The organism is Yersinia enterocolitica subsp. enterocolitica (assembly GCF_901472495.1).
GTDB classification, from domain to species: Bacteria; Pseudomonadota; Gammaproteobacteria; order Enterobacterales; family Enterobacteriaceae; genus Yersinia; species Yersinia enterocolitica.
In genome coordinates, this window is record NZ_LR590469.1 from 2,408,816 (window position 1) to 2,430,362 (window position 21,547).

A 21,547-nucleotide genomic window follows, 5' to 3' on the forward strand; every position below is an offset into this window, starting at 1 on the left:
ATTGGTAACGTAGAATACGTAACTATAATATCTTCAGAGAGTAATATGATTTATTTTCATTAACTATTATTTTATCATTTAATATTTTAATAATAGTAATCCCCGTATCACTCTCTATTTCGTTACCCACGAAGTATAAATTTTGCTTTCCACTATTTTCTATAATTGCTATGGATTTTTCTTCTTTCGTATGTTCTAACACACCGACTAGTTTTAAAGCCCCTACATAAATCGGATAGTTATATAAATCAGTGCCATCTCTGGTTTCATTTTTTGATTTATTATCACTGTTTTTTTGTTTGAGAAAAAAGTATTTTTTAATTTCAGCTATCATTTCAACTTTTTTGTTAAAATCATTGGTTCCAGCACTCTCTCCTTCATATAATACTGGAACAGTTCGTTTATCCTTACCCATTACTCGATTAAAACCAGCATAAATCTGATAAAAAATACATAATATAATGGTAATTTCCAATATATATCGCTTATTATCAATTAGTATTTTATAGGGTGTTATGACTATCTGATTAAAAAGTGATAACACCCTTACCTCTCAAAAAATCGTAAATTCAACATAAAAACAGAATAAATAACCCTCTATTATTAATAGCCGGTAAATCTATCTGTCATCTGATTAGATACCATTGCACTAAGTATCCCTGAGTCTAATCTCAGCCCATATCTATTAATGGTTTTAACAATACCATCTGGAATACCTGCATTTTTCAAATGCACTCTAAATTTATGTATCAATTGATGGTAATTATTATCAGAAATGCTTTTATGGTTTTCATACCAAACAACTTTAATAATGTCTTGTTTCCTATTAACATCATTAAACAAACACATTACCAATCTCTTTTGTTTTTCATTAATATCAATAGTCAATTTTTTAGAGTGGAAGTGTATTTTGTTCATACAGCAATCCAGTGATATCTCTTTTTCATAATCAATCACTCCTTTGCCATTAATATCAATGAATTTACTGCCAGAAACAACAGAGACTGTATCAACATACATAAATAACCCCTACAAATATATTCACTCAGTTAATAAAAATAAATCACACTATAGATGTGATAAGAGAACTAGTGATTAGTATTGCGTTTACTTAATGAATAAAACCAATTAAATTATATTTTTTAATTATATTTAATATAGTAAATGTATTTTTAATGCAAAACCGCACCCCTAGCGTGGGTATAAAATCAGTAGCAATATCATAATATAATGAAACTAGTTAATACATTACTGATTATAATTAAATAGCTCAGAACAATGAAGTAGACATTTCCATTTGGAGTGTCTATTCTTTGTTTTATTCATTTCGAAAACCGCAGGCAATCACTGAGTTAACATACAATAATAATTAAAAAACTCAAGGAATAAATATTATTTAATAATATCAAATCAAGTTATTTACTATTAATACATAACAATAACATTACTGGCTCTCTTTACATCTATCTATAAAATTTATTTATTAATCATCCCGTTTATATAACGAAGCGGTGAGTCAATGCATTCTCATTACTCTATAGAGATTACTGCCTTATCGTGCACGTTTTACTTTCATCATATAACCACAAAATTTAATTGTGACCAAGAGGGTTACATCAATAAAAAGCATTATAGGATTGATAAATTACTGCTAACACTGTGATTTATTTCCATATTCCCCTTGATATATCTCAAGGGGAATAGAAAATGCGAGTTATTACATGAAGAAATCGACTTTTCCGCCGTTTAGATTATACATGCTACCAACTATTTTTATTTTCCCTTCTTTCTCTAATTTATTAATTATTTCACTATTTTTACGTATCTCATCAATAGTGTGCTGCACATTGTTTTTCGCTACAGCATCAACATACTTTTCGTTCTTCCCGCTTTTCTCACCATCAAATTGTGTCGAATCGATTGCAGGTTTAATTTTATTGAGAAGACCAGTCAGATTACCAAGTTCAACATTATCGATAGCCCCTTTGATGGCCCCGCAGGCAGTGTGCCCCATAACCAAAATGACTTTTGCACCCGCGGCAGCACAAGCAAACTCCAGGCTACCTAACAAATCGTCATTAGAAATGTTGCCGGCAATTCTGGCATTGAATGTTTCACCAATCCCCGTGTCGAAAATAATTTCCGCAGGCGCTCGGGAGTCAATACAACTCAAGATAACAGCTGCTGGGAATTGCCCATCTGCACTGCTGCGCTTTTGTGCGAGATAATCGTGTTGCTGCATTTTTCCGGAAACGAATCTTATATTACCTTGCTTCAAACCTTCCACTACCTGCTCGGGCGTTAATTTATCCCGCTCTTCTCGTGTTAGGGAGGCAGCATATGATACTTGAGGTAGCCCTAGCCCAATCCCACCAATAACACTTGCCGCGGTGATGCCCAAAGCGGCTTTTAGCACTGTCCTTCGGCTATTTGGATGACTATCTTTTGAACAACAACCCGTTATCTTACTCATACTCTCTCCTTGAAACTATTGTTGCCATTTTCAATACTGCATAATTAATGAGCAGCATATTAAATGTAGTACATCCAACTTGCTTTACGCGACAGCCAAAATCTAGATTGCGAAAAATCAGCCTTTTCTCGATTTTCTAATAACCTGCGCTATAAACCGCTATTAAGCTCCCGATGATGGTCCCTCATCCACTGCGCCAGGGAGTCCAGTGTTGGCTTTAGTGTTCTCCCCAATGAAGTAATCTCATATTCAACCCGTGGTGGTACTTCGGCATAGATCTTGCGATAAACCAGCCCACGTTGCTCGAAAGCACGTAGCTGGCGAGTTAGCTCTTTTTGGGTAATAGGGGCAATCGCCCGTTGAAGCTCACCAAATCGAATAGGCGCGACAGTCACTATCAAACGATAGAGAATAGGTATTGCCCACTTCCCAGCAATAAGTTCAACAAATTGCACCATTGGGCACTTTTCTTGCTCGATGGCACTATCAGGTAGCGATTTATTTTTAGGTGTCAGGGGCTGATAAGCGGTCATTACATTCCTATTGCATCATTAGTATCAAATTGGTACCTACTATACTTCAGATACTTTTGCATTAAAAATGGTCTTCCACTGCTACCAAATGGAAGGCTCACCATGAATCGTTTAAAAGATAAATATGCACTGATTACCGGGGGGACTAGTGGTATTGGGTTGGAAACTGCGCGCCAGTTCCTGGCTGAGGGGGCGACTGTCGCCATCACCGGCCGAAGTGAAACAGCATTGCAGGCAGCACATGCTGAACTCGGAGAGCGTGTTTTATTGCTAACAAGCGATGCCAGCAATATCGCTGACCAATTGCAACTGGCCGCTAAACTAGCTGAAAACTGGCCACGTCTGGATATCGTTTACATCAATGCTGGTGATGTTACTCATCATCCAATAGAAGAATGGGATGAATCTAGCTTTGAACGGGTGCTCTCAACCAACCTGAAGGGCCCATTCTTCCTGTTGCAATCATTGCTTCCCCTGCTGGCGAACCCAGCCTCTGTCATTCTCTGCGGTTCAGCAAGTGTTCATATAGGTTTACCACAAAGCAGTGTTTATGCTGCCAGCAAAGCAGGATTGCTGTCGCTTGCTCGAACTCTGTCTGGAGAATGGGCTGAAAGAGGAATTCGGGTTAATGGATTAAGCCCCGGGCCGACACAGACTCCTGCATTACAAAAACTGGGGTTATCGGGTAGTGAAGAAGAAAAACTGACTGAACAAATTCGCCAATTGGTGCCAATTAAAAGAATGGGTACTGCGGCTGAAATTGCTCACGCGGCGGTATTTCTGGCTTCAGATGAATCCAGTTTTGTCGTCGGTACCGAGTTTCGGGTCGATGGCGGCGTGAGCAGCCTTTAAGTGATAGCCGCTGTGTGCTGTCTATTAAATAGAGGCAACACGAGTTGGGCCAGCAACCCGTGTTTGTCTTATTAAGATGTTTGAACAAAACGATCAAGTTGTCTGCGCAATTGGTCGTTTTCTTTCTTTAGCTGCTCAATACGTTCAAGCAGCATCAAGGTCATAGCCACACCAGACCAGTCCAAATCCAACTCATGTTGCAAGCGCCGGGCGCGTTTAAGGTTGTTCAATGCATCCGCATCAAACACCCAAACCGTGGCCTCGGGTTCTAATGGCATAATTACACCTAACCCTACAACCTCGACCAATTCATCTTGCATGATCCCCGTTGACTGGCATAACTCAGTCACAGTGTAGGTTATCTCTATTTCAGCCATAATCTGTTACTCCCATCCAGTCCGAGGATTAAATGCTGCCTGCTCTGACAATTGTTGCCAAAGCGCCCGCGTTTTCTCGTCTGGTTTCGGTGGCATGACCACTTTGAGGATGGCGTACAGATCGCCCGTTCCTTTTTTGCTGACCAGACCTTTGCCTTTAATGCGCAAACGCTGCCCACTTTGGCTACCCGCCGGGATGGTTAAGGCAATTTTCCCCGTCAATGTCGGCACCTCGACACTGGCCCCCAATGCCGCTTCCCACGGGGCTAACGGCACCACTATTTGTAAATTCTGGCCATCAATATCAAACAACGGATGCGGTGCAATGCGAATTATCAGGAATAAGTCACCATTGGCTCCGCCTGCAATGCCCGGTGCCCCCTGCCCTTTAAGGCGGATACGTTCACCATCACCCACTCCGGCAGGGATTTTTACTTTCAATGTCTTAGAGGTTTCAGCACCAGGGAAGCCCGATGCATCAATGGTCGGGATCTTGTAAGAGATAGAACGTGTTTGTTCAGTTAATGTTTCTTCTAAAAAGATGGGTAATTCCATCTCAAGATCCTGTCCACGCACCCCATGAGATGCCCGACGAGATGAGTGTTGAGCTGAAGAAGCGCGGTTACCGAAGAAGGATTCGAAGAAGTCCGAGAAGTCATGAGCGCCACCACCAGCATTGCTGTGCCACTGTTGACCACCAGTATTGTATTGATCAAACTGATGTTGGCCAAACCCTGGGTCATTACGGTGCAATCTTAATTGATCATATTCAGCTCGCCGCTCGGTATCCTTTAATACTTCGTAAGCCTCAGCAACTTCTTTAAATTTACTTTCAGCATCAGCTTCTGAACTGACATCCGGGTGGTACTTACGCGCCAGCCTGCGATAGGCTGTTTTAATCTCTTTTAGGGAAGCCGTGGGCTCGACACCCATTACGGCATAATAGTCTTTGAATTCCATGCGGTAATATCCTTAAATTCATTACTTGATTAGGTATATCCCCATCAGACTTAGATAAAACCTATTTATGTCTATTTTCAATTTTTTCAACCCCATCAAGTGGGTAAACCTAACAGTAAACTATAGCGCTAACTGTCTACTTGTGGGCTATCAGTGTCTATTTGTAGCGACATATTCATCCTATAAGCATTACAAATCATATAACTGATCTGAGCACTTATTCTCCGCAGCCAAGATTCTTTTCTGATTAATTTGCTTTACCGAAGAGCGAAGCACTAATTTGCCTTGCAGGAGGGTATTACTGATAGGGGCGTCGGGTCGCAATAAACGCCGTTGCAATAACTGGATAGCTTCCGCTCCTAACTCATCACGCGGAACATGCACTGCCGTCAGCGGAACATCATGAATTTCGGCTAAATTAAAACCGTCCATGCTCATGACTGAAACTCTTCCCGGTACGTTTATATTTAATTTATTCAGCGCATTAACGGCGCCCACTGCCATATAATCGCCCCCAGCCAGAATAGCCGTAGGCAGTTGGTTGTTATCTTCACAACCCGCAATAAATGCGGCGATCGCCTGCTCGGCTTCCGCTGCGCCGAAACCGTGCGTGGTCACCAGATGTTGGTTATCATCAAAATGCATATTATTGTTGGCGAAGGCCTCTTTAATCCCCACCAACCGCAGTTCCATGGTGTTACGACGTAAACATTGTAATGTCAGAATACGCCGGTGCCCTTGCTGTATCAGATAGTTGGCAGAAAATTCGCCAATCGATTGATGGTCAGGAGAAACGCTGTCCAATGACATTTCCTGGTCGCGACAATTAATCAATACCGACGGTTTATGCACTCCCGCTGCTAATGCATGAATACGCGGGTCATCGATGCCAATAATGATGGCTGCTTCCGTCTGAGGAGTAGTTATTTTCTCCAGAAATAGGGCGATATCGCTGTGCGTTTCAGATAATCCGCAGTAGCGAATCATCACCTCATGTTGACTGACGGCTTCAGTTATTCCCTGAATGACTTTGTAGTAAAAGATATCAGTGCGCATATCAAAAGCCCGGTGTGGCGCAAATACCATAATGTTGTTGAGCATTAACCGCCCGCTGGATAAATTCTGCAAAATTCCCTGTGACTGCGCATAGGCCATAACTCGCTGTTTTGCCTTCGCGCTGGTATTCCCTTTACCGGCTAATACTCTGGATACTGTGCTAATTGAAAGGCCAGTATGATTAGCTATTTCTTGTATTTTTAGCTTTCCATTCATTTTGTGATCTCTCTCAAATTAGCAAATGAAAAAATTTTCATAGCCGGGAAATAGCTTATTCAGGGCGTTACAAAATATAAATGCTGAAATATCACTCAGCTTATGAAAAATTTTTCAAAAAAACGCGTATTAAAGCTAATTTAAGCTAGTTACCTTGTTTTCACCAAAATAATCAAGTTTTGGTAAACCAATTTTAAAAACTTATCAGTCCGGTTAATTTTGATTAAATATAAAAAAATCAACAATATCATATTGTTGTGTTTTATTGGCTGGATTTAGTGTGATTAATATCACATTAAAACTCAGCGTAATCTTAATAACCAAAAATGGATCTTACCAAAACAATAAGTTGGTCAGGTTAATTTGCTACTGACCAACACCAGGAGGCTGGGATGAGTGTTGAGATTAATCCATCCGCGAAAGTTGTCGGGCGACGGAAAATAAAATCATTGCGCTGGTGGATGCTGGCGCTATTTCTACTTGGGGTCACTGTTAACTATATTACCCGTAACTCGCTAGGCATTTTGGCCCCTGAGTTAAAAACCAGCCTGAATATGACCACTGAGCAATATTCATGGATAGTGGCATCATTCCAGTTGGCTTACACCGTGTTTCAGCCGCTCTGTGGTTGGTTAATTGATGTTATCGGTTTAAAAATGGGGTTCCTGATTTGCGCCAGTGTTTGGGCCGTGGTGTGCATGATGCACGCCGGGGCAGGCACCTGGTTCCAATTAGCCGTATTGCGCTTTTTTATGGGCAGTGCCGAAGCTGCGGCCACACCGGCCAACGCCAAAGCGATTTCTGACTGGTTCCCAAAAAAGGAGCGCCCTATTGCGGCGGGCTGGGCTGGCGTGGGCTTCTCCATTGGCGCGATGTTAGCACCACCAATTATCGTACTGGCCCATGTGGCGCTCGGCTGGCAAGGCGCATTTCTCTTCTCCGGTGCCTTAGCCATGGTTTGGGTGCTGTTATGGTGGCGCTTTTACCATTCACCGGATACCCACCCCAATCTGAGTAAAGAAGAGTTTGAACTGATTCATCAGGATAATGAGCCAGTATTGCCACGGCTGCCATTCCTTAAATCGTTAGCTATCCTTAGCAAAAACAAGAAATTTTACGGCATTGCTATCCCCGCATTTCTGGCAGAACCCGCCTGGGCTGTGTTTAGCTTCTGGGTTCCGCTGTATTTGGCGACCGAGCGTGGTATGGACTTAAAACAAATCGCCATGTTTGCCTGGTTGCCTTTCCTCGCGGCAGATATCGGCAGTGTTGCCAGCGGCTACTTAACCAAACTTTACCAAAAATGGTTCGGTTGCAGCCGCATTAACTCGGTGGTAGCCAGCTCAGTCACCGGTGCCTTCATGATGGTTTCACTGGCCTTTGTGGCCATCACTAAAGACCCGTATCTGGCGATTGCATTGATCTCTATTGGCGGCTTTGGTCATCAGGTTATCTCCTGCATGCTCAGTGCATTAGTAGTTGAATCTTTTGATAAAAATCAAGTGGCTACTGTCAACGGGCTACGAGGATCTTCAGCCTGGATAGCCAGTTTCCTGTTTACTTTATTGATTGGTGCCGTGTCCGACACCATCGGCTTCAACCCACTATTTATCGCCATGGGCTTCTTCGATTTGATTGGTGCCGTGTTCCTGGTTTCCCTGTTTGCGGAGCGCCGCAATAAAAATCAACCGGCTGCCTGATGTATTCCTTTAAGAGATAAGCTGTAATGAAAACATTAAAAAACTGGCTGTTAATCAATGAATCCCCCGACCATCTGGAACTGCTGGTCGATGACCGTCATATATTTTGTCTGTATGTGTTAGAACCAAGCCTCTGCCGGGTGCTGATTAAACGCAATGGCGAACTGGCACTGAATCGCACCTGGAGCATAGCACCAGAAGGTGACGTGCCGTGGTCTGGGCGTGATCGTCTGAGTTTGGCGGGCTTTTCTGTTCCGGGTTATCAGTTGGAGCACCATGAAGAGAAGTTAGTCGTGACCACTGACTGTTTACGCATCACCATTCATCAACCGTTGTACTTGGAATGGGAATATAAAAATCAGCACGGTGAATGGCAGCCACTGGCGGAAGACAGGCCAACCAGTGCTTATCTTCTCAGCCCGCAAGGAGAAGCGATTGCTCACTATCAGCGCCGCTATCCCAATGAGCAATATTACGGGCTGGGTGAGAAAGCTGGCGATCTTAACCGTGCGGGTCGCCGCTTTGAAATGCGCAATCTGGATGCTATGGGTTATAACGCCGCCAGTACTGATCCACTCTACAAGCACATTCCTTTCACTATCACCCGTCGTGATGATGTTAGCTTTGGTCTGTTTTATGACAATCTCAGCAGTTGCTGGTTGGACTTAGGTAACGAGATTGATAACTACCATTTGGCCTATCGGCGTTATCAGGCCGAAGCTGGCGACCTTGATTACTATATGTTCCTCGGCCCGAAAGTGCTTGATGTGACAAAAGCCTTTGTACGCCTGACCGGTAAAACGCAATTTGGCCCTAAATGGAGCCTCGGCTACAGCGGCTCCACCATGCACTACACCGATGCCCCCGATGCTCAGGTGCAGTTACAGAAGTTCATTACTTTGTGTCAGCAGCATGATATTCCGTGTGACTCATTCCAACTTTCGTCCGGCTATACTTCCATCAACAATAAGCGTTATGTGTTTAACTGGAATGACGAAAAAGTGCCGCAGCCAAAGGTAATGAGCCAGGCATTTCTGCAAGCCGGTATCAAGTTAGCCGCGAATATCAAACCTTGCTTATTGCAAGATCACCCAAAATATCAAGAAGTTGCCGAGCGCGGACTCTTTATTCGCGATGGTGAAAGTGGGCTACCCGAGCGCTCGTCATTTTGGGATGACGAAGGCTCTCACCTTGATTTCACTAACCCGGAAACCGTGGATTGGTGGCAGGAAAATGTCACTAAGCAACTGTTAGAACTGGGAATTGGTTCAACCTGGAATGACAATAACGAATACGAAGTGTGGGATGGCGAAGCGCAATGCAATGGATTTGGTGAAGCTATTGCCATCAAACACATCAGACCGGTGATGCCTTTACTGATGATGCGCGCCTCAATGGAGGCTCAACAGGCATTTACGCCAGAAATGCGCCCATATCTGATATCACGCTCTGGCTGTGCCGGAATGCAGCGCTACGCCCAAACCTGGAGTGGCGATAACCGCACCAGTTGGCAAACCCTGCGCTATAACATCCGCATGGGGCTGGGTATGAGTCTGTCCGGGCTCTATAACCTCGGTCACGATGTGGGCGGTTTTTCGGGCGATAAACCGGAAGCGGAATTATTTATTCGCTGGGTACAAAACGGCGTAATGCACCCACGGTTTACCATTCACTCATGGAATGACGATAACACCGTCAATGAGCCATGGATGTACCCCGCTGCCACACCAATGATTCGCGACGCAATGGCATTGCGCTATCAGTTATTACCTTATTTTTACACGTTGCAATGGCAAGCGACTCATGATGATGAGCCGATGTTACGCCCAACTTTCCTCGATCATGAGCACGATAGCTGCACATTTAAGGAAAATGACGATTTTATGTTGGGTCGTGATTTACTGGTCGCCAGTGTGGTGGAACCGGGCCAGCGCCAACGCCAGCTCTATTTGCCGGATAATCATGTGGGTTGGTATTGTTTCCATACCGGCCAATGGTATAGCGGCGGGCAAACTATTGTGTTAGATGCGCCACTCGAGCGCCTGCCTCTGCTGGTGCGTGCCGGTGCGGCACTGCCACTATCTCGACGTATTGCTTTCGTGAATGCAGAGCAAGATACCCAACGCGAACTGGCGCTTTATCCCACCAAAGGAGGCGGCCAATCCAGCGGGATGCTGTTTGAAGATGATGGCGAGAGCCACCGTTGGCAGCAAGGGGCAGCATTGTGGTTGAGCTGGCAAGTGACGACCGACAATCACCGCATTGATATTACTTTTGAACGCACGGGAAGCTATCAACCCGCCTGGCATGAATTGACCATTAATTTGCCAGAACATGAGCATCGCGAGTTATACATCAATGGTGTTGCCAGCCGTCAATTGCAGTTAAATCAGCTCAGCTAGTGCATGGATTGGTAGGAAATATACCGGCGGGTTCTATTCCAGAGCCCGCTTATTTTCTCATATCAATCACTAATCGATTAGCGCAAGAGTTTTAATGCACCAGTCAATGAACGCACCCACTTCTCCGGCCCAACCAATCCCAAACCGTCCAATTGCTCATCAGCTAGCGAACGTAATGGAAATGCCGCTTCGTAAGCTTGAAAACTGTGCATCGAGCGCGCAAATGCAGGGAAAGGCACAATTGCCCGCTCATGAGTGGCCGCTAAAGCTTTCAGCAATACTTCTCTCATCTGCGCAGCATTCGCCTGCAAAATAGGTACCGGTAATTTTGAGCTAACATCAATTTCTTGCCCCGCCGAATCGGACAATGCCGTCCCTGCCAATTGCGGAAATTTAGCCGCCAGACCAATCCCCACCGCACTGGTGGTATTGGCAATCAAGCCAACTGGAAGCTCGGGATTAACGATAATTGCGATACGTATTTGATCTGCCACAGCCATGCCCTTTTGCCAATAATGAGGTGCACAAGATCATATCTCTCTCGCGTGGGTAAGTGCTGTCTTTTATTAGCTCCATTCAGCTAATATTGGTAAAATATACCCAAACAAAATAATAATCAGGTAGAAAATGCCATCATCATTAATAACACCGGCAGATATCAAAATTCTCAAACAATTACAGCACTCTGGCCGGATGACCAACCAAGAGTTGGCCGATAAAGTAGGGATGGCGACTTCTCCGTGTTGGCGGCGGGTGAAGCAACTTAAAGAAAACGGCATTATTACCGGCTATCAGGCCAATATTGATCGCCGGAAAATAGGTTTGGGGATTTTGGCCTTTATTCGGGTGAAAATTGATAGCCACAGTGAGGAAGAAGCGAAGTTGTTTGAAATGCAGGTTGGAGCGCTAAAACCGGTGATTGCTTGCTATGCCGTCGCAGGGGATGCCGACTTCCTGCTACAAGTGGTTGCCGAAGACCTCGACAGTTTCTCCACCTTCGCGATGTCGGTTATCCGCCGACTTGCGGGGATTAAAGAGATGCAAACAACATTCGTCCTGCGCGAAGTAAAACCGCTGGATCATTTGCCGCTGGAATAAGCCACACTATAAGGCATCAACCGATGCCTGAGGTTAATGACAAAGTGCCCGTAACGGTGAAAACAGGCAGATCGTAAAGACGCCGTAAACCCCTCCCTGGGGACTCGACCCGCGCCCTCCTTGGCGCGGACGCTTTACTCTTCTACCTGTCCTCACCTTGCAAGATTGGTAGAAGAGGTTTGTCAGCAGTCTGAGGCATCAACCGATGCCTTTTATTTACTTGCCTAATTGCTATGCAGCCAGCACTCTATTACGCCCTGACGCTTTGGCACGATAGAGCGCCTCATCCATGCGTTTAAACAAACTATCAGTATCTTCACCCACCTGATGTTGCGCGACCCCAATGCTAACAGTAAGCTGTGGCAAGTTAGGTTGGCAGATCATTTGAATAGTTTCTCTAATAGATTCAGCCAATTGCAATGCCCCCTTCAGATTAGTTGAGGGCAGAAGAATGGTAAATTCCTCGCCGCCCCAGCGGAACACGATATCGCACTCGCGGATGATAGACTCCAGTGTTCTTGCCAGGAAAATCAGAACCTCATCGCCCTTATGATGCCCAAGTTGGTCGTTAATATTTTTAAAATGATCGACATCCAATAAAATCAAACTGAAGTTTTGACCGTAACGCTGGCTCTGAGCATGTGCATGTTCGACCAAAGGAAAGAACTGACGCCGATTGCCTAAGTCTGTCAGTGGATCTTTCAAAGCAGCATATTCTAGCGCCTGTTCAAGCCGTTTTTGCTCAGTAATGTCATGAATAATACAAAGCATCAATCTTATGCCATCTAACTCAACTGGCCCGGCATAGGTTTGGACATGGCGGGTATTTCCATCCGCTAATTTATGAATAAAGTTAAGTGGCTTATGCCCGCCCGGTAATTTGGCGACCTCATTCATGACAGGCAACACATCCTTTCCCATACTATTAATTTCCCAGGTGTGTTTCCTGCACATTTCATCCCGCGAATAGCCATAGAAACGGGTTGCCGCCTGATTAGCATCGACAATTAGCCCCTCTTTCGACGGATCAATCAGTAGCATTGGAGCTGTATTGGTACTAAAAAATTGCTCGTAAAAACTCTGTTCACTGCGGGAATAAGCTTTTGCCATTAACTTAGAGCTGGCCGGCTGGGTGACCACACTTTCTGAAATATAAAGCCCTTCAAAAATAATAACCACGCCATAGGGTTCTAGCTGAGTTAAGGAGAGACGGCAACTCAATGGAAAAGCATTTTCTTCTGTCTGAATAGTCCAAATTTCAATAACATGGTCATCAACAGCCAGAGCAGGGAGATAAGCATGCAAATGCTGCTGCGCATGTGCTGAAAAGCGCCCATTACGCATGCGCGATAACTGAATGTCACCGGCAATTTTTCGGGCTTCCTTGTTAGCAAACAGTATTTCCTGATTTTTAGGTAATACCACCCAAATCGGAGTACTCAAGATATTCAATGCATCTAAGTCAGTTACAACCATAGGAATACCGAAAGATATTTGGCATGAAAATAGAATACAGCTAATTCATATTTTTAGAACAATAGTTTTTCGATAACGACTCCTAGCCATCCAGCAGCGAAGTACCATAAGAGTTGTCAATCGTACAGATCCAACTACCATCGTTTTCATGACGAAATACATACGTCGCACGCCGGGTTGTGGTCACCACGCCGCCCTGCTCATCAGGAAAATGCAACACCGTTTCCATAATAACCAAGGCATCCCCAGCACCTTCGATAACCTGCATCTCCCCCTGTTCAACTACGAGTTGATTTTTAAAATGGTCAGAGATAGCGATAAATGCTTTGCGGATATTATCCTTGCCTCTGACAATCATCCCAGGCTTAATGACCAGTGCGGCATCCGGCGCATAATACTTCATCAACTCATCAAAATTCCGCTCAGATATTGCCTGGTCACATGCTGCGATAACTTGACGTATTGAATGCGCACTCATTGAAATTAACTCCATAAATTTTGGAATGGATATGGACAGAAAATATTTCGTCTATGAATCTAAACAGTATCATCATAAAGGGTAAGCAATGTAGGTAATATTGCCCGCTTAGGTCTTGGTGCTTATATCAATAGTTATAGTGATACATCTGCGGTTGTAGGCGTTAAATATAACGTCTGGTGTAATCATCGTTTGCGGGCCATATTCACAGTGGCCCGTTTCTCAATAATCCATATGTCAGGAGCGACAAAGATGAGTCAGGAACTGCTTCCTTGAACTTTATTTCAGTCGTTTACCCGCATCATCAATAACTTTCTCACCGTCTTCCTTGGTAAAAGCCCCTTTTTGGTCATCAGAAAGAATCTCCAACACGACTTCTGACGGGCGGCACAACCGGGTTCCCAGCGACGTCACCACGATCGGGCGGTTAATCAGGATCGGATATTGCAGCATAAAGTCAATCAACTGATTGTCAGTAAAGCAATCTTTAGCAAGCCCTAGCGTTTCATAAGGCTCAACGTTTTTACGCAGCAGCGCCCGTGCGCTGATCCCCATGTCAGCAATAAGTTTCATCAGTACATCGCGTGAGGGCGGTGTTTCAAGATAGTAAATAATGGTCGGTTCTGCACCGCTGTTACGGATCATCTCCAGCGTGTTACGCGAAGTGCCGCAGGCCGGGTTGTGATAAAGAGTAATATTGTTCATATTCAGTTTCTCATTACAGATTGAGGGAGAGGTGCAGCGCCAGCGCGGTCAGTGTGACAAACAGCACCGGTAGAGTCATGATAATCCCAGTGCGAAAGTAGTATCCCCAGGTGATCGTCATGTTTTTCTGTGACAGCACATGCAGCCAGAGCAGTGTCGCCAGGCTACCAATCGGCGTAATTTTGGGCCCCAGATCGCAACCAATGACGTTGGCATAAATCATCGCTTCTTTGATAACGCCAGACGCGGTGCTGCCATCAATAGACAGAGCACCAACCAGTACTGTAGGCATATTGTTCATGATCGATGACAGGAACGCGGTCAAGAATCCCGTGCCAAACGTGGCTGCCCAAAGACCGTTGTCTGCCAGGACACTCAATACGCCAGAAAGGTATTCTGTTAACCCAGCGTTGCGCAGGCCATAAACAACCAGATACATTCCCAGTGAGAAAATCACGATCTGCCACGGCGCACCGCGCAACACTTTACCAGTGTTAATGGCATGACCTCTTTTAGCCACTGCAAACAGGATTATCGCTCCCACTGCCGCAATAGCACTCACCGGAATACCCATCGGCTCAAGCACAAAAAAACCAATCAGCAGCAGGAGTAATACGATCCAGCCGGTTCTGAATGTCGCCTGATCTTTGATAGCGAGTGCGGGTTCTTTGAGTCGGGCCAGATCATAGGATGGTGGAATATCTTTGCGAAAGAACAGATGTAGCATCACCAACGTAGCAATAATGGCGGCAATATCCACAGGTACCATCACCGAGGCATATTCCGTGAACCCTAGGTGAAAGAAGTCAGCCGAAACGATATTGACCAGATTCGATACAATCAGCGGCAAGCTGGCAGTATCGGCAATAAAACCAGCGGCCATCACAAATGCTAGTGTGGCGCGTTTACTGAACCCGAGCGCCAGCAGCATGGCGATAACTATGGGGGTAAGAATCAGCGCGGCACCATCATTAGCAAACAAAGCCGCCACAGCAGCACCCAGCAGAACAATATAGGTGAACAGCAAGCGCCCTCGCCCATTGCCCCAACGGGAAACATGCAATGCCGCCCACTCAAAAAAGCCGCACTCATCCAACAACAGGCTAATGATAATGACGGCAATAAAGGTTGCTGTGGCGTTCCAAACGATATTCCATACCACGGGAATATCGGCAATGTGCACGACGCCAGAAACCAGTGCCAATATGGCACCCAGCGTGGCGCTCCAGCCAATCCCTAGCCCCTTCGGCTGCCAGATAACCAACACAATGGTCAGGATAAAAATTGCTCCGGCCAGTAACATAAAACCTCCTGACAAAGCAGCAGCGCCGCCCTGTATAATTTAAAGATTACCCTATGAGTTGCCTGAGGTTGCCGATGCCTGTGGGCGGTGCTATCAGAACCGGAACTGTACTATTCCAAACCAGCAGCTCGATATCTGAACATCTGTACTGCAATACATAGCCGACATCCTACTGTTAAGATCTTCACTTTCACATATTACATTCGAAAAATCATATATGTTAAGGCAAATTTTTTAGATGCAAACAGCCTTACCGCTACCAGAACAGTTGGCTGATGTCAGTTTACGGGCAATGGCCTGAACGTCGTCCTGTTGGCTTAACCAGGCCTGCTCGATAACCTGAGCCGCCCATGAAGGAATATGCGGGGATAAGCGGTAGTGAACCCATTTCCCCTGCTTACGATCCAGCAAAAGCCCACTTTCCCGTAGCATTGCCAGATGACGCGAGATCTTGGGCTGTGACTCATCCAGCGCGGTGCAGAGATCACACACACACAGCTCCCCCATCTCCTTGAGCAGCAACACAATGCCCAGACGAGTTTCATCGGACAGATTTTTGAAGAGTTGCAGGGAAGTTAATGTCATTATGTTCTCCGTAATCACGACTTAGTAGCTTACACAGCTTACTGCCGGATTGAAACATATCTGAAAAAACACATTTAATTACAATCAGAGTTTCAAATCCAGATACTGGCATCATCCCTTGAATATTCTAGAAATATTATCCCGCACTATTAACTATATGCTCAGATTAATAATTAGTTTTCTCTCACATCTTTTCAGGTGACCAAATTTAGTGTGCCACTACACTGGCTAAGTTACGTCAGATTCAAAAATCTGGAATAAACCCCTCTTTTCGCAAAGCATGAATGACACCACGCATCAGATCTGATTTCGAAAAACCGGCGGTATAAATTCGCGATCCCACTTCAACCGGTTGCAAAAGGCCACGATCAACTAACTTACCAATCTGATAGGTAATTTGAGCCGACTTCAATCCCGGTAAAACCCCTTTTAAATCATTGGCTTTTACCGTTCCCTGGCTAATGGTTCGCTTAAGAATTGTAGATTCCGTCTCATTGATTACTCCCCGCCCCTTAGAATACTCGAGCGCTGGATAAAGAATTTTTGAGTTCAAAAAGTGAAGATTAGAGAGCTTATCGACTTTCTTTAACTCCGCCGATATACCGGTAAGAACATACAGGCACCAGTGCTCTAACCCCTCAACAGCCCCCGTATCCGCTTCGGCCAGCATCGAATAATAGCGTTCACGATCATGACAAAAAACCGCTGTTGGGTTTAGTACCCGCCCACTGGTTTTCACATTAAAACCGTACTTTATCAGCAAAGAATAAGTCAGCAGATGCACCGTTCTGCCATTGCCATTACCAAATGGATGAATCCAGCCAAAACGGTGATGCGCGAGAGCCACTTTCATCAGATCATATTTTGGTGCGTCTGCACGGTTCATAAACTCGACCAATTCGTGCATATAAGCCGGAACATGGATGAATTCAGGCGGCAAATGAGTTGATTGAGCAATACTCACTCCGTGACTGCGATAGGCTCCCGGCGTTTTATCCCCTTCCCGTTCAATCCCATTTACCGTCATGGCGTGCAGTTCTCGGACAAAATATTCCGTGATATCTTCACCAGCATGTAGATGCTCATCAATAAAATTCATGGCATGTTCGATGTTGCCAATCTCTTTCAATTGATCCGTGGAGTCCTCAGCCCCTTCAACTTTACTTTCAACGTAATCAGCTAACGTTGTATGGTTACCTTCGATTCTTGCTGAACCCAAGCTTTCCAGCATATGAAAAATACTTTTTAGCTGGGCAAATAGCAGAGGATGCACGGCGGTTTCAAGGCGCAGGTGTCTCAGCAACTCAAGCTCAGTCAACGCATCAACCAGTGGCGAGTCGAAACTGGGGTTTAACAATGCTAAATCATAGTGATTAAATTTAGGCATAAAGTTAGATTATCTCAAATATGTAAATATAATTATCTTAAAAATAGATTAAAAAACACTTTATAGCCATTATGTTAACAGATAATCATTTGTAGATTATCTCAAAAGTAACTTTATGATTATCTCAAAAATCCGTGGCGATACATCCTATTGAATATCACTGTATACCGAACTGAAATCAACACCATCCCCCCACTACTTTCACTTTGAACCATTATATTCGGTATCATTCAAAGCAGGGCCAACCAGAGATAACAGGTGTAATCTCATGATAAACCCAGCGAATTTAATCACCGGCCCGATGAGGAGGATGATCACGAACTTCCCTTCTGAGGTATTAACAGCATGAATTGTTATGATTACATCGGGTTTAACCGCACTGAAATAGAACAACTTTTGCAGATTAACCTGCGCGACAGTGACGAAGAATATCAAAATATTCTTAAAGATAAATTGCCAAAATGGTTAACGCCATTTCTATCCAGAATCAATATTACAATAAAAGAAACTGCGGCATTAATTGTCGGGGTGATACCTTATTCTATTCAAACTGGTGATATAGAAATGGTAATAATTAATTATGAGAAATCATTATGGGATGCAGTGGATTACAACCTATTAAGTTGTCGGGATATTAGTTATACCAATGCTAATAAAGATATTCGCCATGACGGTTATTTATTAAGGGCTGAAGTGGAGGGCTGGCTTAAGGCGAATGGTTTTCACTGGCCGCTGCCGCCGGGCGCTGCACCAGTGCCGGCGCGGCGTCAAAATGAATAAAACCGCCATATCCCGGGTGGCGACTCAGGCTATGCTCAACGCGGGTTTCAGCGGGGAAATGGTGACCGAAAAGCAAATGAGTAACTTGTTGTGCTATCGCGGTAAGACTCTGGAACGACCGCCAGTGTATTGATATGCTACCCAATTAACCACACACCAAAACGCGACAGGTGTTCGTGTAGTTCAATGGCAACAATTAGAGAGACTATGGATTTCTAACTTGTTGATTTAGCTGCGTAGTGTAGCTAAATGAGACAGTGGAGCGGGTGAAGGGAATCGAACCCTCGTATAGAGCTTGGGAAGCTCTCGTTCTACCATTGAACTACACCCGCTTCGGTGTGCGGTTTGCATTATAACCGGTTCTTTGGCGTGGGCAAGCGAAGATATAGTCTAAGCGCCGGTATTTTAAGCGATTAGATTAAACCAAGTATAACTATCGCTGTTTTGTTTGATAAAAAGGACGCCGAAGCGCCCTAATAGATTTACCGTTAACCGGAGTAACTTATTTTACCGGGCGCATCGCTGGGAACAAGATAACATCGCGGATGGTGTGGCTGTTGGTAAACAACATCACCATACGGTCGATACCGATACCCAGACCCGCGGTCGGCGGCAAGCCATGTTCCAGTGCAGTAACATAGTCTTCGTCGTAGAACATCGCTTCATCATCACCAGCTTCTTTGGCGCTAACCTGATCAGCAAAGCGCTGTGCCTGATCTTCAGCATCATTCAGCTCGGAGAAACCATTACCAATTTCACGGCCACCGATGAAGAATTCGAAGCGGTCAGTGATAAACGGATTATCATCATTACGACGTGCCAACGGTGAAACTTCTGCTGGGTATTCAGTGATGAAGGTAGGTTGAATCAGGTGGCTCTCTGCCGTCTCTTCAAAAATTTCGCATTGAACGCGGCCCAAGCCCCAGCTCTTCTCAACTTTAATACCCAAGGACTCAGCGATAGCGACTGCTTTATCCATATCGTCCAAATCAGCCACATTGGTTTCTGGACGATATTTGCAAATAGCTTCTTTCATGGTCAATTTGGCAAAAGGCTTACCAAAATCGAAGGTCTGGTCACCATACTGCACCACACTGCTACCCAGCACGGTTTCAGTCAGTGTCCGGAATAACTCTTCGGTCAACGCTATCAGGTCTTTGTAATCCGCATAAGCCATATAGAGTTCCATCATGGTGAACTCTGGGTTATGACGCGGTGAAACACCTTCATTACGGAAGTTACGGTTGATTTCGAACACTCGTTCAAAACCACCGACTACCAGGCGCTTCAGATACAACTCTGGGGCGATACGCAAGTACATATCGATATCCAGCGCATTGTGATGAGTCACGAATGGACGCGCTGAAGCACCACCGGGAATCACTTGCATCATAGGCGTTTCGACTTCCATGAAGCCTTTTTCCACCATGAAGCGGCGAATACCTGACATCACTTGCGAACGAACTTTGAATGTATTGCGGGATTCGTCGTTAGCGATTAGATCCAGATAACGCTGACGATAGCGGGTTTCCTGATCAGCCAGGCCGTGGAATTTATCCGGCAGCGGGCGCAATGCTTTGGTCAGTAAACGCAACTCACTACAGTGGATAGACAGCTCGCCAGTTTTAGTTTTGAACAACTTGCCGCGTGCACCCAAGATATCGCCGAGATCCCACTTTTTAAATTCTTCGTTATAAACGCCTTCCGGCAGGTCATCGCGGGAAACGTATAGCTGGATACGGCCACCGACATCTTGCAGCGTCACAAATGATGCTTTACCCATAATACGGCGAGTCATCATACGGCCAGCAACAGTCACTTCGATATCCAGCGCTTCTAATTCTTCATTTGTTTTTTCGCCGTACTCGGCATGTAGCTGGTCTGAGAGGTGCTCACGACGGAAATCATTAGGGAAAGCAATCCCTTTTTCCCGCAGTGCTGCCAGTTTTTCCCGACGAGCTTGTAACTCACTATTGAGTTCTTGCGCTTGCTCAGCGACTTGTGTTTTTTGCTCTGACATCTCAGTTCCTTATAGCCCGGCTTTCAAACTTGCTTCAATGAATTTGTCCAGATCACCATCCAGTACCGCTTGCGTATTGCGTGTTTCTACACCGGTACGCAAATCTTTGATACGGGAGTCATCCAGTACATAAGAACGGATCTGGCTACCCCAGCCGATATCGGACTTATTATCTTCCAGCATCTGTTTATCAGCATTTTTCTTTTGCATCTCAAACTCATACAGCTTTGCTTTCAGCTGTTTCATGGCTTGATCTTTGTTCTTATGCTGAGAACGGTCATTCTGGCATTGAGTCACGATATTGGTTGGAATATGGGTAATACGTACCGCAGATTCTGTTTTGTTGACGTGCTGACCACCCGCACCAGATGCGCGGTAAACGTCAATACGCAAGTCCGCCGGGTTGATTTCGATATCAATATCGTCGTCAACTTCTGGATAGACAAAGGCAGAACTGAATGAAGTATGACGGCGGCCACCAGAGTCAAACGGGCTTTTACGTACCAGGCGATGTACGCCAGTTTCAGTACGTAACCAACCAAACGCATAATCGCCGATGATCTTGATAGTGGCTGATTTTAAGCCAGCAACATCACCATCAGACTCTTCGATGATTTCGGTTTTGAAACCTTTGGCTTCAGCCCAACGCAGGTACATGCGCAGCAGCATGCTGGCCCAGTCCTGAGCTTCTGTACCACCGGAACCGGCTTGCAGATCCAGATAACAGTTGGCGCTATCATATTCACCAGAGAACATTCTGCGGAATTCGAGTTGGCCCAACTTGCCATCAAGGATATCTAACTCGGCAACCGCTTCGTTAAATGTCTCTTCGTCGTCAGCTTCAATAGCCAATTCCAGCAAGCCAGTCACGTCGTCCATACCTTGATCCAGTTGATCAATAGTTGTGACAATCTCTTCCAGCGAGGAGCGTTCTTTACCTAGAGCCTGAGCGCGCTCAGGTTCATTCCAGACGTCGGGCTGTTCCAGCTCAGCGTTTACTTCTTCCAGTCGTTCTTTCTTGGCATCATAGTCAAAGATACCCCCTGAGAACGGCTGTCCGATCAGACAGATCCTGAATTCGGTTTTTTACCGGGTTTATTTCAAACATGGTTTAAAGTCTTACGTTAAGTCGTAGATGACGGAATG

General features: G+C 45.0%; 20 protein-coding genes, 1 tRNA gene and 2 pseudogenes. 6 read left to right on the top strand and 17 right to left on the bottom strand.

All coding sequences use genetic code 11. The features are described 5' to 3' along the window. Window positions 1-22: 22 nt before the first annotated feature. From FGL26_RS11470 to FGL26_RS11485, 4 genes are all read right to left on the bottom strand, one after another. Window positions 23-415, bottom strand: coding sequence for a type II secretion system protein N (locus FGL26_RS11470; protein ID WP_227745803.1), 393 nt, complete (start codon window positions 413-415; stop codon window positions 23-25). 188 nt (window positions 416-603) lie between these two features. Further along, window positions 604-1,020, bottom strand: a complete 417-nt coding sequence (locus tag FGL26_RS11475) for a winged helix-turn-helix domain-containing protein (protein WP_005165122.1) — start codon at window positions 1,018-1,020, stop codon at window positions 604-606. A gap of 697 nt (window positions 1,021-1,717) precedes the next feature. After that, window positions 1,718-2,473 (bottom strand): carbonic anhydrase, encoded by a 756-nt coding sequence (locus FGL26_RS11480; protein WP_005173421.1) that lies wholly within the window; start codon window positions 2,471-2,473, stop codon window positions 1,718-1,720. 149 nt (window positions 2,474-2,622) lie between these two features. Further along, the gene (locus tag FGL26_RS11485; protein WP_005173422.1) at window positions 2,623-3,006 is read right to left on the bottom strand and encodes a winged helix-turn-helix transcriptional regulator; all 384 of its coding nucleotides are present in this window, start codon (window positions 3,004-3,006) and stop codon (window positions 2,623-2,625) included. Window positions 3,007-3,108: 102 nt separating this feature from the next. On the opposite strand from FGL26_RS11485, the gene FGL26_RS11490 reads away from it, so the two are divergent. Continuing rightward, window positions 3,109-3,858 (top strand): SDR family oxidoreductase, encoded by a 750-nt coding sequence (locus FGL26_RS11490; protein ID WP_005173423.1) that lies wholly within the window; start codon window positions 3,109-3,111, stop codon window positions 3,856-3,858. 71 nt (window positions 3,859-3,929) lie between these two features. Here the strand turns inward: FGL26_RS11490 and cbpM are convergent, their stop codons facing one another. The 3 genes from cbpM to FGL26_RS11505 all read right to left on the bottom strand — a co-directional run bounded on the left by cbpM (window position 3,930) and on the right by FGL26_RS11505 (window position 6,467). Then, window positions 3,930-4,235, bottom strand: a complete 306-nt coding sequence (cbpM, locus tag FGL26_RS11495; protein WP_005173425.1) for a chaperone modulator CbpM — start codon at window positions 4,233-4,235, stop codon at window positions 3,930-3,932. 6 nt (window positions 4,236-4,241) lie between these two features. After that, on the bottom strand, window positions 4,242-5,195 hold the full coding sequence (cbpA, locus tag FGL26_RS11500) for a curved DNA-binding protein (protein WP_005173427.1): 954 nt from the start codon (window positions 5,193-5,195) through the stop codon (window positions 4,242-4,244). A gap of 189 nt (window positions 5,196-5,384) precedes the next feature. Beyond that, the gene (locus FGL26_RS11505) at window positions 5,385-6,467 is read right to left on the bottom strand and encodes a LacI family DNA-binding transcriptional regulator (RefSeq protein WP_005173429.1); all 1,083 of its coding nucleotides are present in this window, start codon (window positions 6,465-6,467) and stop codon (window positions 5,385-5,387) included. Between the two features lie 392 nt (window positions 6,468-6,859). On the opposite strand from FGL26_RS11505, the gene FGL26_RS11510 reads away from it, so the two are divergent. Continuing rightward, window positions 6,860-8,167 carry an MFS transporter gene (locus tag FGL26_RS11510; protein ID WP_005173431.1) on the top strand — a complete coding sequence of 436 codons (1,308 nt, stop codon included), beginning with the start codon at window positions 6,860-6,862 and terminating at the stop codon, window positions 8,165-8,167. A gap of 26 nt (window positions 8,168-8,193) precedes the next feature. After that, window positions 8,194-10,569, top strand: coding sequence for a glycoside hydrolase family 31 protein (locus FGL26_RS11515; RefSeq protein WP_005173432.1), 2,376 nt, complete (start codon window positions 8,194-8,196; stop codon window positions 10,567-10,569). 77 nt (window positions 10,570-10,646) lie between these two features. Here the strand turns inward: FGL26_RS11515 and FGL26_RS11520 are convergent, their stop codons facing one another. Further along, the gene (locus tag FGL26_RS11520; RefSeq protein ID WP_005173433.1) at window positions 10,647-11,069 is read right to left on the bottom strand and encodes a DUF2000 family protein; all 423 of its coding nucleotides are present in this window, start codon (window positions 11,067-11,069) and stop codon (window positions 10,647-10,649) included. Window positions 11,070-11,196: 127 nt separating this feature from the next. Here FGL26_RS11520 and FGL26_RS11525 point away from each other — a divergent pair, with 127 nt between their 5' ends. Beyond that, window positions 11,197-11,667 (top strand): Lrp/AsnC family transcriptional regulator, encoded by a 471-nt coding sequence (locus FGL26_RS11525; RefSeq protein ID WP_005173436.1) that lies wholly within the window; start codon window positions 11,197-11,199, stop codon window positions 11,665-11,667. A gap of 231 nt (window positions 11,668-11,898) precedes the next feature. Here the strand turns inward: FGL26_RS11525 and FGL26_RS11530 are convergent, their stop codons facing one another. The 6 genes from FGL26_RS11530 to FGL26_RS11555 form a co-directional block, all read right to left on the bottom strand. Beyond that, the gene (locus FGL26_RS11530; RefSeq protein ID WP_005173439.1) at window positions 11,899-13,143 is read right to left on the bottom strand and encodes a sensor domain-containing diguanylate cyclase; all 1,245 of its coding nucleotides are present in this window, start codon (window positions 13,141-13,143) and stop codon (window positions 11,899-11,901) included. Window positions 13,144-13,225: 82 nt separating this feature from the next. Further along, on the bottom strand, window positions 13,226-13,621 hold the full coding sequence (locus FGL26_RS11535; protein WP_005173442.1) for a YybH family protein: 396 nt from the start codon (window positions 13,619-13,621) through the stop codon (window positions 13,226-13,228). A gap of 279 nt (window positions 13,622-13,900) precedes the next feature. Then, window positions 13,901-14,326, bottom strand: a complete 426-nt coding sequence (gene arsC / locus FGL26_RS11540) for a glutaredoxin-dependent arsenate reductase (RefSeq protein ID WP_005173443.1) — start codon at window positions 14,324-14,326, stop codon at window positions 13,901-13,903. A 13-nt stretch (window positions 14,327-14,339) separates the two neighbouring features. Further along, on the bottom strand, window positions 14,340-15,629 hold the full coding sequence (locus FGL26_RS11545) for an arsenic transporter (protein WP_005173444.1): 1,290 nt from the start codon (window positions 15,627-15,629) through the stop codon (window positions 14,340-14,342). Window positions 15,630-15,863: 234 nt separating this feature from the next. Beyond that, complete coding sequence (gene arsR / locus FGL26_RS11550; protein ID WP_005173445.1) at window positions 15,864-16,214, bottom strand: As(III)-sensing metalloregulatory transcriptional repressor ArsR; 351 nt, start codon at window positions 16,212-16,214, stop codon at window positions 15,864-15,866. 244 nt (window positions 16,215-16,458) lie between these two features. After that, window positions 16,459-17,601 (bottom strand): Fic family protein, encoded by a 1,143-nt coding sequence (locus tag FGL26_RS11555; RefSeq protein ID WP_005173446.1) that lies wholly within the window; start codon window positions 17,599-17,601, stop codon window positions 16,459-16,461. A gap of 345 nt (window positions 17,602-17,946) precedes the next feature. Here FGL26_RS11555 and FGL26_RS21470 point away from each other — a divergent pair. Beyond that, window positions 17,947-18,180 (top strand): annotated as a pseudogene (locus FGL26_RS21470) (hypothetical protein); the annotation flags it as partial. A gap of 114 nt (window positions 18,181-18,294) precedes the next feature. Beyond that, window positions 18,295-18,514 (top strand): annotated as a pseudogene (locus FGL26_RS21475) (hypothetical protein). 125 nt (window positions 18,515-18,639) lie between these two features. Here FGL26_RS21475 and FGL26_RS11570 read toward each other — a convergent pair. The 3 genes from FGL26_RS11570 to prfB form a co-directional block, all read right to left on the bottom strand. Continuing rightward, window positions 18,640-18,713 (bottom strand) — tRNA-Gly (locus tag FGL26_RS11570). Window positions 18,714-18,883: 170 nt separating this feature from the next. Continuing rightward, window positions 18,884-20,401, bottom strand: coding sequence for a lysine--tRNA ligase (lysS, locus tag FGL26_RS11575; protein ID WP_032909124.1), 1,518 nt, complete (start codon window positions 20,399-20,401; stop codon window positions 18,884-18,886). A gap of 9 nt (window positions 20,402-20,410) precedes the next feature. Further along, window positions 20,411-21,509, bottom strand: a protein-coding gene (prfB, locus tag FGL26_RS11580; protein ID WP_011817019.1) for a peptide chain release factor 2 whose coding sequence is annotated in 2 segments (ribosomal slippage) — window positions 20,411-21,433 and window positions 21,435-21,509 — 1,098 coding nt in all. Because the reading frame shifts where the segments join, the coding sequence is not laid out codon by codon here. Between the last annotated feature and the right edge of the window lie 38 nt (window positions 21,510-21,547).

Coding starts and splice junctions, on each gene's coding strand:
- FGL26_RS11470 (WP_227745803.1), bottom strand. CDS start 415: ATGGGTAAGGATAAACGAACTGTTCCAGTATTATATGAAGGAGAGAGT.
- FGL26_RS11475 (WP_005165122.1), bottom strand. CDS start 1,020: ATGTATGTTGATACAGTCTCTGTTGTTTCTGGCAGTAAATTCATTGAT.
- FGL26_RS11480 (WP_005173421.1), bottom strand. CDS start 2,473: ATGAGTAAGATAACGGGTTGTTGTTCAAAAGATAGTCATCCAAATAGC.
- FGL26_RS11485 (WP_005173422.1), bottom strand. CDS start 3,006: ATGACCGCTTATCAGCCCCTGACACCTAAAAATAAATCGCTACCTGAT.
- FGL26_RS11490 (WP_005173423.1), top strand. CDS start 3,109: ATGAATCGTTTAAAAGATAAATATGCACTGATTACCGGGGGGACTAGT.
- cbpM (WP_005173425.1), bottom strand. CDS start 4,235: ATGGCTGAAATAGAGATAACCTACACTGTGACTGAGTTATGCCAGTCA.
- cbpA (WP_005173427.1), bottom strand. CDS start 5,195: ATGGAATTCAAAGACTATTATGCCGTAATGGGTGTCGAGCCCACGGCT.
- FGL26_RS11505 (WP_005173429.1), bottom strand. CDS start 6,467: ATGAATGGAAAGCTAAAAATACAAGAAATAGCTAATCATACTGGCCTT.
- FGL26_RS11510 (WP_005173431.1), top strand. CDS start 6,860: ATGAGTGTTGAGATTAATCCATCCGCGAAAGTTGTCGGGCGACGGAAA.
- FGL26_RS11515 (WP_005173432.1), top strand. CDS start 8,194: ATGAAAACATTAAAAAACTGGCTGTTAATCAATGAATCCCCCGACCAT.
- FGL26_RS11520 (WP_005173433.1), bottom strand. CDS start 11,069: ATGGCTGTGGCAGATCAAATACGTATCGCAATTATCGTTAATCCCGAG.
- FGL26_RS11525 (WP_005173436.1), top strand. CDS start 11,197: ATGCCATCATCATTAATAACACCGGCAGATATCAAAATTCTCAAACAA.
- FGL26_RS11530 (WP_005173439.1), bottom strand. CDS start 13,143: ATGGTTGTAACTGACTTAGATGCATTGAATATCTTGAGTACTCCGATT.
- FGL26_RS11535 (WP_005173442.1), bottom strand. CDS start 13,621: ATGAGTGCGCATTCAATACGTCAAGTTATCGCAGCATGTGACCAGGCA.
- arsC (WP_005173443.1), bottom strand. CDS start 14,326: ATGAACAATATTACTCTTTATCACAACCCGGCCTGCGGCACTTCGCGT.
- FGL26_RS11545 (WP_005173444.1), bottom strand. CDS start 15,629: ATGTTACTGGCCGGAGCAATTTTTATCCTGACCATTGTGTTGGTTATC.
- arsR (WP_005173445.1), bottom strand. CDS start 16,214: ATGACATTAACTTCCCTGCAACTCTTCAAAAATCTGTCCGATGAAACT.
- FGL26_RS11555 (WP_005173446.1), bottom strand. CDS start 17,601: ATGCCTAAATTTAATCACTATGATTTAGCATTGTTAAACCCCAGTTTC.
- lysS (WP_032909124.1), bottom strand. CDS start 20,401: ATGTCAGAGCAAAAAACACAAGTCGCTGAGCAAGCGCAAGAACTCAAT.